The following is a 10,441-nucleotide window of genomic DNA, read 5'->3' as shown; positions in this document are numbered from 1 at the left end:
ATGGAAGCGGTCAATAATGACATGGGCATTCGGGAATAACCGCGGTAAAAAGTCTCGATAAGGGGAATACCTATCCATGGTGATGGTTTTCACCTGCCGCCGTTCTTCCAGTGAGAACCGTAAGAAATAAGCCCTTAAATACCGTTGAGTTCGGTCTTCAAGGATATCCACCATTTGATGTGTCGCGTTATCCATTAACAGACACGACATTGCCCTGGGCACATTTTTAACCGATTTAAATTCATCGATCGCCAAGTGGGACGGTAAGCGGCTAGGCTTAGGATTTAGGTTGTCCCCATAGGTTTTTAATTGACGGATGACCGTCGTGGTTGAAACATTCAGGTGTTGGGCGATTAAGGTCATGGACTGCATCTGAGCTAATTCTTTAATGATGACATACTTCACCGCATTAGAAATAAAACAATGCCGACGAGTTAAAGGAGTGATGGCCACTGTGGTCCGACGGCAATGTTTACACAAATAGCGTTGTTTCTTTAACTTTAAATAGACAGGCTGGAAGTTATATTGTCCCAGTAAAACGACGGAATTCATCGTACCGTTTCGTATGATATCGTGAGTACTTTGATTTAGACAGCCACAGTGAGAACAGGCTTGAGGCAGATGATCGAGATGCCCGTCACCGTGAGGACTTTTCGATGGGACCCCTTCACGTCAAGGGAAGCCGATTGAGCCGATGGACGAAATTGTTGAACATCTCCATAAGATTCTTCTTGTAAACCATGCGTTAATTTAATGTGAGGGTCTTTAATTCCTAGTAAAAGAGCGGTAGAATGTAAGTCAGCCATGTTGATTTCCTTTCTTATGTGTTTGGTCGTACTTACATCATAACGGAAATCACTGGCTTTTTGTGTATACAAAAATAGTGCTGCTGATTTCTCACCAACACTAAAAATTATAGAACCCGGTTAATATTCTTTTTTAATTATTGTGATGAATTTAAGCAATTAATTAGTTCATTTTTCATAGATATAGTAGACTAATATAGGGAAGTAGGGTAAGAATCGTGAAAAAACAAAAGTATACTAGAAAAGATTGGCCAACAGAATGGACAGGGATAAACCCACGCGCTATGAAAGTTTATCGTAAATATGTTAATCGCGAATTTCCTGGCTATTGTGGTACATATACTGCTGCAGCTTTGGCACATTACGTTATTCAGAAAGATTATGAAAAAGAATTATCTATGGATGACTTAATTATTGGATTAAAACCACGCATTGATGGTCGATTTTGGTATAAAGGGACTTACCCTTGGGATTTAATCGGTGGATTAAAAGCTCTGTTCGAGGACATCGATTATAAACCAAGGTGGCATCTTATTAGTAATCCAATCGTTACGAAAGAGTTATCCCAAGCAAAGCCCTACCCAGTTATTGTTGGAACAACTAAAGCGTTTGGAAGTAAGTATAAAAATCATTGGCTGTTAGTCTATGCATTTGGTTATAACAACGCAGGGCAATTATTTTATAAAGCATATGATAATCATGGTAAGATAAATGCAGTGATTCCTGCCAGTCAAACAATGGCTGCAGTATGGTTAGAAAGAAAGGACTGAATATAAATATGGTAGAATTTGATTATATAGTTATTGGTGGAGGAAGTGGCGGAATTTCTTCTGCAAACCGTGCGGCAGAGCATGGAGCAAAAGTAGCGGTAATTGAGGCCGTTGATTTAGGGGGAACGTGTGTAAACCGTGGGTGTGTCCCTAAGAAAGTTAGTTGGTATGCCTCAAGAGTTGCGGATAGTATTCATAAATACGGACCTGGATATGGTTTCCATGCTGAAAACACAAGCTTTAACTTTGATGAATTTCGTGAAGCACGTGATGGTTACGTCAGTCGTTCAAGATCAGGTTATGAGAATAACATTGAAAAAAATGGCATAACTTTATATAGAGGTCACGCATCATTCGTTGATGGACACACCGTTGAAGTAAACGGCGAAACATTAACAGCTAAAAACATCTTAATCGCGACAGGTGGACGCCCAAGTAAGGTAGAAGTACCGGGTGGAGAATTAGTTGATAACTCAAATGATTTCTTCAACTGGACGACTTTACCTGAGAAAGTAGCTGTCGTTGGTGCAGGTTACATTGCCGTTGAATTATCACAAGTAATGAGTAACTTAGGGGTTGATACAACATTAGTCACAAGATATGAAAAACCATTACGTTCTTTTGATGACATGTTAAGTGATTTGCTACTTGGCGCAATCAATGAAGATGGACCGACACATATGCCTAATACCACCTTTACTGAATACCGTAAAAATGGTGATAAAATCGAATGTTTAGTAGACGGCGAAGTGAAACTAGTTGTTGACCGTGTTGTTGCAGCCGTTGGACGTGTCGCTAATACTGAAAATTTAGGTTTAGAAAATACTGCCATCACGGTTGATGAAAAAGGACAAATCAATGTCAATGATGGTCATGAAACTGAAGAAGCTGGCGTTTACGCGATTGGTGATGTGATTGATCGTGTTGATTTAACTCCAGTTGCGATTAGAGCAGGGCGTACGTTATCGGAATATTTATTTAATAATGGGGCAACTTCAGCAATTGATTATACAAATATTCCAACTGTTATCTTTAGCCATCCAGCGATTGGTACAATTGGATATTCAGAGAAAGACGCGATTAAAGAGTTTGGTGAAGAGAATATTAAAGTGTATACAAATACTTTCTATTCAATGTATGCTTCTGCAGCTTGGCATCGTGAACAAAATAAATTTAAACTCGTATGTTATGGGCCAGAAGAAGTCGTTATTGGCTTGCATGGTATCGGAGAAGGCGTTGATGAGATGATTCAAGGCTTTGGTGTAGCGATGAAGATGAAGGCTACAAAAGCTCAATTTGACTCAATTATTGCTATTCACCCAACAGGTGCAGAAGAATTTGTAACAATGAGATAAATAAAGAACCAGCGATTCCAATATGGGCATCGCTGGTTTTAGTTTTGATTGAAAATTAACCTTGAACAACTGAAAGTGAAAGAGCAGCTGTGTTGATAGCAACTGTTCCACCAATAGGGAATGTAAAGATTGGTTGAGTATGACCGAAGTTCACATTGTAGATGACCGGAATGCTTTGTAAAATCGAATGCTTATTCAATATGTAGTGAAGTGTATCTTCACTCATGTCTGATTCTTTAGGAAAGCGACCAATAATAACGGCAGCAGGTTCAGGATAAACTTGTAATAATGAAGCCAGATTTCTGGCAAAGTCAAAGGCATCGTTTTCTTCCGCACTTTCGATAAATAAGATCGCATCATCGACTTGAGGCATATATTGAGTCCCTTGAAGTAAATTAAAAGTATTTAAATTACCAACAATAGCAGTTCCGCTAGCCTTACCACTTGAGTATTCTGTCCATTCATTTTCTTTTAGATCCCGACGTTTTTCTGGAATAAACCATTCATCACTCGTATAGAAGTCGCTTGGATTTAAGTTATAAGAATGTTTAGTTATCGCCGCTTGCCAAGCATTAGTCTGATAATCCTGAAGTTCCTTCATTTTAAAAGAGGAATAGGCTGGACCACTATAAGTTACTAAACCTGTTTTAGCAAAAATAGCATTTTGCAAAGCGGAAGTATCAGAATAACCACAAAGTATTTTTGGGTTACTTCTAATTAACTCATAGTCCAGATACGGTAGTAATTCATTCGAATTAAACCCACCAATCGAAGTTAAAATCATTTTAACTTGAGGATCACGGAAAGCTTCGTGTAAATCCTCGACGCGGCTTTTAATAGAAGCAGAGTTCATTTCATCCATCTCATCGATATGTCGACTGTAGCTGATCTTGTAACCGAGCTTCTCGAAGTATTTAACGAGTTGCTCATTATCAGCTTCAGAATTCACGCGTTTAATTGAAGAGCTAGGGCTCAACACGCGAATTTCATCATTAATTTGTAATTTATTTGGGTATATTTTTTCCATATTATCCCTCCAACTGACATTATATTATATATATTATAACAGAAAGATGATAATCATTATATAAAATGAAAAACAGGGTAAGTAAGGGATAAAAATTGAGGATATATATTGTGAACTGAATGTTAACAAAAAACATTGTTACATCAACGTTTTAAAGACTTATTTATATTTTTTTCAAAATGAAAGCCTGTTCTCAAGCCTTTATATTCGCAATAATAGCCACAAGTTGATATAATAAAGTTACAAAATGAAAATGTTTTGTATAATTAAAAAAAGGAGATGAATAATATGGGTTGGTTATGGTCACTAATCGTCGGTGGTATCATCGGATGGATAGCTGGAATGATTATGGGACGCGATATCCCAGGCGGTGTAATTGGTAATATTATTGCTGGTTTCGTCGGTTCATGGATCGGGAATCAATTTTTATCAGGCTTTGGTCCTGAAATTGGTGGATTCTTCATTATTCCTGCACTACTAGGTGCGGTCGTTCTTATTGCAATTGTTTCATTTATCCTACGCCAAATGCGTTAATATTTATTTAAATGATTAAAGCTAGTCGGATTCTATCCGACTAGTTTTTTTAGTGTCATAAATAAGCAAATATAGGACGATTAAAACGAGCAACTCTTAAATATTCAATAATCCTTTTTTATTATGCTTCTTTTCTGTTAGTTATGAATTTTTTTGGTATAATTGTTTTTATAGCAATATTAGGGGGGGACAGGATCGATGGAAGATTCAAAGTTAAAAGTAGTCAGCAAAGAATTGGTTGTAACAGATGATTTGATAATCCCTGGAACGACTCAAATCGATTTGACAAAGATATTAGAGAAAGCCATGGAAGTAAGTGGCTTACATGATAATTATTTACAGAATCAATTGAATGTTAAATTCATTCAAGAAAATCATACATGGGTCATCACTCAATATGAGATTCGAATTCTTAAAGAAGCAGAACTTAATGCTACACTTGAGATTGATACGCGACTCATTGAAGTTAACCGTTTCTTCTGTACTCGACGTTATAGCGTTGTGAGTGATGGACAATTGTTATATGAAGTATTCGCTAAGTTCGCAGCCATTGATATGGAGAAGCGTCGAATAGTTAGAATTAATCCAGCTCCTTTAGAAACGGAAGATATTATTGACTCATCTTATACAATTGAATTTTCGAAGATTAAAGCATTTACGAATGTGGCAAACGAAGAAGATATTCGAGTTGGTATTGATGAAAGTGATATCGATGAGAACTTGCATGTGAATAATCTGGTCTATCTGAGGTGGGCGTACCGTACTATTCCGTCTAATATTAGCGAAAACTACAAGATGAAACGCATCGAAGTAAAATACGAGAAAGAAATACTCCCACAAGACACTGTGGCTATCTGTAATCAAGCTGATTTGGAAGAGAGTAAACAAACTCAACAAGTTATTATTAATGAGAGCAATAATAAGATCGCAAGTGTTATAAATATAGAATGGGAAAAGTAGAAAGGGAAGAAGAATGATTACATTAAAATCACAAAGAGAAATAGAACAAATGACAGAATCCGGAGAGATTTTAGCAGGGATTCATGAAGAATTACGCGACTTTATCAAACCAGGTGTGACGACAAATCAGATTGATAAATTCGTTCAAAAGCGCATTGAAGGCGCTGGGGCAGTCGCAGCTCAAATCGGTTATGAAGGGTATAAATACGCAACATGTATTAGTGTGAATGACGAAATCTGTCACGGTTTCCCATCAGGGTATGTACTTAAAGCCGGTGACATTGCGAATGTTGACTTTTGTGTTGACTTAAATGGTGCAATTTCTGATAGCTGTTGGACATACGCTGTTGGAGAATTAACTCCAGAGCACCAACGTCTAGTTGATGTCACTTATAAAGCATTAATGTTAGGTGTCGAACAAGCTGTTGTAGGGAACCGTATCGGAGATATCGGTCATGCAATTCAAACTTATGCAGAAGGCGAAGGTTTCGGTGTTGTTCGTGACTTTATTGGACATGGTATTGGTCCAACAATTCACGAAGAGCCAGCAATTCCTCACTACGGTTTAGCTGGGAAAGGTCTACGCTTAAAAGAGGGTATGACCATTACAATCGAACCAATGATTACAACGGGAACTTGGAAGATGAAGATGGATGATAACGGTTGGACTGCTCGTACGCGTGACGGTGGATACTGTGCACAATTCGAACATTCAATTGCAATCACTAAAGAAGGCCCAGTTTTAATGACAAAGCAAAAAGGAGAATAAAAAAATTGAGGGAGTCCATTCGGATTCCCTCAATTTTTTATGCTTTAAGTTCTTTACCTAAGGCAATGATATGTTGTTTTAATTCATCTTTAATTTCTGGATGATCCAGACCAATTTCGACACTCATTTCAAGGAAGCCAAATTTACTTCCAACATCGTATCTCTTACCATCAAAGCGTTTAGCAAAGACGCGTTGCGATTTGTTTAATGTATCGATCGCATCAGTTAATTGAATTTCGTTACCAGCACCAGGTGCTTGGTTTTCTAAAATTTCAAATATTTCTGGAGTTAATAAGTAGCGTCCAATAATAGCCAAATTACTTGGTGCATCTTCTGGATTTGGTTTCTCAACAAAACGCTCCACATTATAAATCCCTTCAGCATATTCACGTTCTGGTGCGATGACACCGTATTTGTTTGTATCTTCATAAGGTACTTCCATAACCGCAATGTTAGACGCATGTGTTTCGTCATAAACATTAATCAGTTGCTTCGTTAATGGAACCTCACTTTGCATCACGTCATCACCTAGCATAACAATGAATGGTTCATCACCAATGAAAGCTTTTGCTTGAAGAACTGCGTGGCCCAGACCTTTAGGATAAGCTTGGCGGACAAAGAATAAGTTAACATTGGTTGTATCGTTAACAATGTCTAACAAATCTTCTAAGCCATTTTCTCTAAGATGTTCTTCTAGTTCGATATTTGAGTCGAAATGATCTTCAATCGGACGTTTACTTTTACCAGTTACAATTAAAATGTCTTCAATACCTGAAGCAACAGCTTCTTCAACAATAAATTGAATCGTTGGTTTATCTACAATAGGTAACATTTCTTTTGCCATTGCCTTCGTTGCAGGTAAGAATCGAGTTCCTAAACCAGCAGCAGGTATCACTGCTTTTTTTACTTTACTCATTGATAGACTCCTTTGTAATTAATTGATATAAGTTTAAATATTCTTGATTAATCTTATCCCATTTAAATCTTTGCATTTGTTCCACCGCTTGTTGAGACATTTGTGCATAATTTTGACGAATGTAATCAACCGCTTGATTGAACTCAGTTTGACTTTTATGATCCACACTCATCCCAATTTCTTTGTTGGGGAAGAAATTATCAAAGCCTTCACCTTTTGTATAAATGACTGGCAAGCCTTGGCTCATTGCTTCTACATAAACAAGACCAAATGTTTCAGGGTAGGAGAGCATTGCAAAAATATCCATCGAGCGATATAACTCTTTCATACTTTCCATATCTTGTTTACCATGATAAGTAACGACCGGCATTTGTTGTAACTCTTTTAGAATGGAATAGTCCCAACTTGGACCGATAATATGAAGTTCAGCAGGCGAGTGTTCTTGAGAATAACTTTGAACTAATCCAGCTAATTCTACGAAACGCTTCAATGCCATAATCTTACCGGTTGTGACGATTCTTAAAGGTTGATGCAAGTTAGATTTTTTATCTTTATAACGATTATCATGCCAATAATCACTGACACCATTTGGAATAATATGGGCTTTTTCTTTTAGAGTAGCTTGTAGAGAATCAGGGATGTATGTTTCAAAAATTTCGTTGTAAGTATTTTTTGAAATAAATACAATTTTTGAAGCATGCTTTAAGATGTTAATCCCAGTTTTTCTCATCCAAGGCATTCTTTGAAAGAATGTGCGCATATCGGCATTACGAACAGCAACGACATATGGAATATTATATTTCTTATGAAGTTGCAGTGCGAGCCAACCGTTTGAGAATAATGAATGCGCGTGAATTAATTGATAAGACTCAAAGTCATAACGAGTGAGTAAATCCGTTAATATTAAATGATGTTTAATCGGGAATACCCAACGAGTCAGTTGATGATGATTTCGACTGACCGTAGTATATTCTCCACTCGTTGATAACCTGTCTTCTGGATATTGATGCGGGATCGGTACATAAACATCAATATCAATATCCGACTCAACTTGGCGACTATATAATTGGTTAAATAGGCCGGAAGTTGAGAAGTATGAATTTATATGTAATATTTTCATGAAAAAATCCTTCTAAAATTATTCAGCCTCTAATTCTTCAATTCGAATCTCATAAGATTCGATTCGTTCTTCAAGACTTTCGATTTGTCCGAGTATTTCATTCGAAGAGGTATATGTATCAACTTCGGGAACCCTAAATATTTGCATAAATAAATATAAAGTAATAAAGAAAATGACAATGACGATAACTAAGAAAAACCAACCATTACGATCAAATCGTCGGTCAAATTGTTCTAATCGTTTTACTAGCTCCTGCTCTAACGCGTTTCCAGTTTTATTCTCATCTGACATACAACATACCTCCTAGTTTTTTGAGCTTAAAAAGCCCATTCCCCATTTCTAAAGATTGGAACAACTGTACCGTCTTCTTTGATACCATCAATGTTCATTTCTCCGTTACCAACCATGAAGTCAACATGGACGTTTGAACGGTTTAAACCAGCTTCTTCTAATTGGTCGCGGTCCATTTTAGCTCCACCTTGTACAGATGTCGCATATGCTTGACCTAAGGCTAAGTGATTCGATGCATTTTCATCAAATAATGTATTGTAGAAAATAATTCCTGATTGAGAAATTGGTGATTTATGTGGTACTAAAGCGACTTCACCTAATGATTTTGAACCTTTGTTATCATTGATTAGAGCTTTAAGTGTTTCTTCACCTTGTTCTGCAGAAACTTCAACAACTTCACCATCTTCAAATTTGAACGTCATACCATCGATGACCGTTCCACCATAACTTAATGGTTTAGACGATGTAATGGTTCCTTCGGCACGACGGAAATCAGGTGCAGTAAATACTTCCTCTGTTGGCATATTAGCAATGAAAATCTCACCATTTTCATTCACACTTCCAGCGCTTTCCCATACGTGATTTTTTGGTAAACCAAGTGTAAAGTCAGTGCCTGGACCTGTGTAGTGTAATTGATCGAATTGTTCAGCATTTAAGAAATCTGCTTTTTCATTCAATGTTGCTTCATGAGCGTCCCATGCTTTAACGGGGTTTTCTTCATACACACGAGTTGTTTTGAAGATTTGGTCCCATAATGCGTCTACTTGTTCTTCGGTTGTTTCTAATTCTGGGAAGACTAATTTTGCCCATTCTTCACCCGCACCCGCACATACTAACCAGCTCACTACGTTTGCTTGAGTAGCGTTACGTACTTTTTCTAAAGCTTGAGAAGAAGCTAATTGACTTTCACTAATCTTTTTAGGGTCAACGCCTTTTAAAGCGTTTGGATTTGATGAGCGAAGGGCAATACGTTTCGCACGTTTATCTAATAAATCATGTGCTTCATCCACTTTGTATTGAGGAATATCCGTTAATGTGTCAACGTCTTGTCCTTCATAGTTAACGCGAGTGATAATGTCATCTGACCAGTTTACGATCACTTTCTTCGCACCTGATTGGTATGCATTTTTAACAACAAGGCGAACTAAGGGCGCTTGCTCAATATCAGCATTGATAAGTACGTAATCGTCCTCACCAACAGCAATCCCTTTATTCACGATTAAATCTGCATATTTGTTTAGTAATGTATCAAAATTTTCTAACACAATAAATTCCTTCTTTCCCTCATTAGTTTTCATATTTGGCGACAATGTCATCAGCAAGTTTCTTAAGAAGTTCTTCATCTTCTTCTTCAGGGTAAAGATTAACCTTTACGCCTGTCCCGCCTTTAACGGCACCCGCTTTTTCAAATTGTTCTTCAAAGTCATCTACGGCACTGCAGAAGACAGGGTAGAAATCGTCACCTGAACCAAACACACCATACACTTTCCCAGACAGGTCCAATTCCGCCAATTCTTCATGGAATTCTTCCATCTCATCGGGTAGAACACCGTCAACACCGTATGTGTAACTACCCACTAAGACGATATCATAGTCTAGGAAATCCTCTGGCTCTGAAAGCATTACATCTTCCATTGTTACATCGATGCCATGCTCTTCGAGCTGGGCAGACACAATTTCAGCACATGCTTCCGTATTACCAGTTAAACTTGTATAAATTATCAACGCTTCGGCCATGCATTGCCTCCTTATAATGTAATTCTAAATTATTATATCAAAGATATGTTTATTCTAACAGTTGTTATTCTTAAGAACAGTAAAACACGATAAAGTCCATATAATTGTGTAAAAGATAAAAGGCCATGTAACAGCCCTTTTGCGGTACAATGTTTT

General features: G+C 37.4%; 13 protein-coding genes. 5 read left to right on the top strand and 8 right to left on the bottom strand.

Annotated elements, in window-relative coordinates:
* Positions 1-552: transposase (locus ACFO5Y_RS05490; protein WP_380706371.1), on the bottom strand; the 552-nt coding region annotated here is incomplete at its 3' end.
* 35 nt (positions 553-587) lie between these two features.
* A complete protein-coding gene (locus ACFO5Y_RS05485; RefSeq protein WP_197105203.1) occupies positions 588-806 on the bottom strand; it encodes a hypothetical protein in 219 nt (72 codons plus the stop codon).
* 218 nt (positions 807-1,024) lie between these two features.
* On the opposite strand from ACFO5Y_RS05485, the gene ACFO5Y_RS05480 reads away from it, so the two are divergent.
* Together ACFO5Y_RS05480 and gorA are read left to right on the top strand one after the other, a co-directional pair.
* Positions 1,025-1,576, top strand: coding sequence for a dihydrolipoamide dehydrogenase (locus ACFO5Y_RS05480; protein ID WP_197105202.1), 552 nt, complete (start codon positions 1,025-1,027; stop codon positions 1,574-1,576).
* A gap of 8 nt (positions 1,577-1,584) precedes the next feature.
* Positions 1,585-2,931 (top strand): glutathione-disulfide reductase, encoded by a 1,347-nt coding sequence (gene gorA, locus ACFO5Y_RS05475; RefSeq protein WP_197105201.1) that lies wholly within the window; start codon positions 1,585-1,587, stop codon positions 2,929-2,931.
* A 55-nt stretch (positions 2,932-2,986) separates the two neighbouring features.
* Here gorA and ACFO5Y_RS05470 read toward each other — a convergent pair whose 3' ends face one another.
* On the bottom strand, positions 2,987-3,958 hold the full coding sequence (locus ACFO5Y_RS05470) for a S66 family peptidase (RefSeq protein WP_197105200.1): 972 nt from the start codon (positions 3,956-3,958) through the stop codon (positions 2,987-2,989).
* A 288-nt stretch (positions 3,959-4,246) separates the two neighbouring features.
* Between ACFO5Y_RS05470 and ACFO5Y_RS05465 the strand changes: the two genes are divergently transcribed.
* The 3 genes from ACFO5Y_RS05465 to map all read left to right on the top strand — a co-directional run bounded on the left by ACFO5Y_RS05465 (position 4,247) and on the right by map (position 6,221).
* Positions 4,247-4,492 (top strand): GlsB/YeaQ/YmgE family stress response membrane protein, encoded by a 246-nt coding sequence (locus ACFO5Y_RS05465; RefSeq protein WP_197105199.1) that lies wholly within the window; start codon positions 4,247-4,249, stop codon positions 4,490-4,492.
* A gap of 198 nt (positions 4,493-4,690) precedes the next feature.
* Entirely contained in the window at positions 4,691-5,452 is a 762-nt protein-coding gene (locus ACFO5Y_RS05460) for an acyl-[acyl-carrier-protein] thioesterase (RefSeq protein ID WP_197105198.1), read from the top strand.
* A gap of 13 nt (positions 5,453-5,465) precedes the next feature.
* Positions 5,466-6,221 (top strand): type I methionyl aminopeptidase, encoded by a 756-nt coding sequence (map, locus tag ACFO5Y_RS05455; RefSeq protein WP_138404309.1) that lies wholly within the window; start codon positions 5,466-5,468, stop codon positions 6,219-6,221.
* Positions 6,222-6,258: 37 nt separating this feature from the next.
* Here the strand turns inward: map and galU are convergent, their stop codons facing one another.
* From galU to ACFO5Y_RS05430, 5 genes are read right to left on the bottom strand one after another with little or no spacing between them, the layout of a single operon-like run.
* The gene (gene galU, locus ACFO5Y_RS05450) at positions 6,259-7,137 is read right to left on the bottom strand and encodes a UTP--glucose-1-phosphate uridylyltransferase GalU (RefSeq protein ID WP_138404968.1); all 879 of its coding nucleotides are present in this window, start codon (positions 7,135-7,137) and stop codon (positions 6,259-6,261) included.
* Positions 7,130-8,257, bottom strand: coding sequence for a glycosyltransferase family 4 protein (locus ACFO5Y_RS05445; protein WP_197105197.1), 1,128 nt, complete (start codon positions 8,255-8,257; stop codon positions 7,130-7,132). Before ACFO5Y_RS05445 ends, galU begins: the two co-directional genes overlap by 8 nt.
* An 18-nt stretch (positions 8,258-8,275) precedes the next feature.
* A complete protein-coding gene (locus tag ACFO5Y_RS05440; RefSeq protein WP_138404970.1) occupies positions 8,276-8,548 on the bottom strand; it encodes a hypothetical protein in 273 nt (90 codons plus the stop codon).
* Between the two features lie 26 nt (positions 8,549-8,574).
* Positions 8,575-9,816, bottom strand: coding sequence for an aminopeptidase (locus ACFO5Y_RS05435; RefSeq protein ID WP_197105209.1), 1,242 nt, complete (start codon positions 9,814-9,816; stop codon positions 8,575-8,577).
* Between the two features lie 19 nt (positions 9,817-9,835).
* Entirely contained in the window at positions 9,836-10,285 is a 450-nt protein-coding gene (locus ACFO5Y_RS05430; protein ID WP_138404971.1) for a flavodoxin, read from the bottom strand.
* Between the last annotated feature and the right edge of the window lie 156 nt (positions 10,286-10,441).

The sequence above is a fragment of the Ruoffia tabacinasalis genome, from assembly GCF_042652985.1.
Lineage (GTDB): Bacteria > Bacillota > Bacilli > Lactobacillales > Aerococcaceae > Ruoffia > Ruoffia tabacinasalis.
This window is presented reverse-complemented; position numbering and strand designations above follow the sequence as displayed.